The sequence below is a fragment of the Bacillus sp. P4_D3 genome (assembly GCF_056401855.1).
The window spans coordinates 1-1,079 of record NZ_JBFUIN010000914.1; the positions used below are offsets into that span (position 1 = coordinate 1).

A 1,079-nucleotide genomic window follows, 5' to 3' on the forward strand; every position below is an offset into this window, starting at 1 on the left:
CATATTACAGGACTGCAAGATACATTACATTTGTTAAATGATAACGCGTTGGAACAGGCAGTAAGTGCGCTGAATGAAGCAAAACGAATTGAGTTTTATGGAAATGGTGGGTCGGGTATTATTGCGATGGATGCTTATCATAAGTTTATGAGAACGGGTATTTCTTGTATTGCCCATACGGATTCTCATTTTCAAATTATGGGAGCTGGCTTGCTGACAAAAGAAGCAGTGGTCATTGCAATTTCTCATTCAGGCAGTAATAAAGGATTACTTGAAGCATTAGAAGTAGCAAAAGCAAGAGGAGCTCGCATTATTGCGATTACGAGCTATCAAAAATCGGCATTAAGCCAACTTGCTCATATAACGCTATATACTTCGACGCGTGAGACTGAATTTCGTACAGAAGCAAGTTCATCACGATTAGCGCAGCTTAGTTTATTAGATACTTTGTATGTGGGTTTGTCGTTGCAACGACAGGAGGAAACACTGCAAAATTTACAAAGCATACGTGAAACAATTTCAATGAAGCGAATATAAAAAGCTCTTCAAATGAAGAGCTTTTTAGTTTGTTGATGTATCCTCAAGATCTACTTGTCCGTAGAAATACGCAACATGTTCATCTTTAGCCTTTTAATTAGTTTTATCCCGCTATTTGTGGGCAGTAAGACTCCCGCCTCAAAATTAGGCACAGGCGAGGAAGTTAGGTAGGAGATTAACTGCCCGTAAAAGCCAAATCGGTGATATCCCATCACAATCAAGCTAAGAAAAGTAAATACCCCAAGATGAACTACAAAAAAATTGTTTGAAACGTTTTACTTATAGTCATAATCTCCCATCTTTACAACCATTCATTTTTTCAACCTCTATACTCTTTATATTTTTTCATCATATTACTTCACATTTAAAATCAAAAGAATAGCTTGATAAATTCAAATGTAGATATAATAAAGTTTCAGATTTTCCTTTTAAATACATCAAAAAGCCTTTATGTAATAATTCAAATATTGTTCAATATTTCGCGATTTGTTTATAAAATTCCATGTTATGATGAACCTGTAATGATGATTGAACACTTAAAT

At 34.8% G+C, this 1,079-nt stretch carries 1 protein-coding gene; it reads left to right on the forward strand.

What is annotated here, in order from left to right; translation table 11 throughout:
* Window positions 1-537, forward strand: a 537-nt coding sequence (locus AC1DTM_RS27965; protein ID WP_477001420.1) for a MurR/RpiR family transcriptional regulator, incomplete at its 5' end; no start/stop codon positions are given.
* Window positions 538-1,079: the final 542 nt, after the last annotated feature.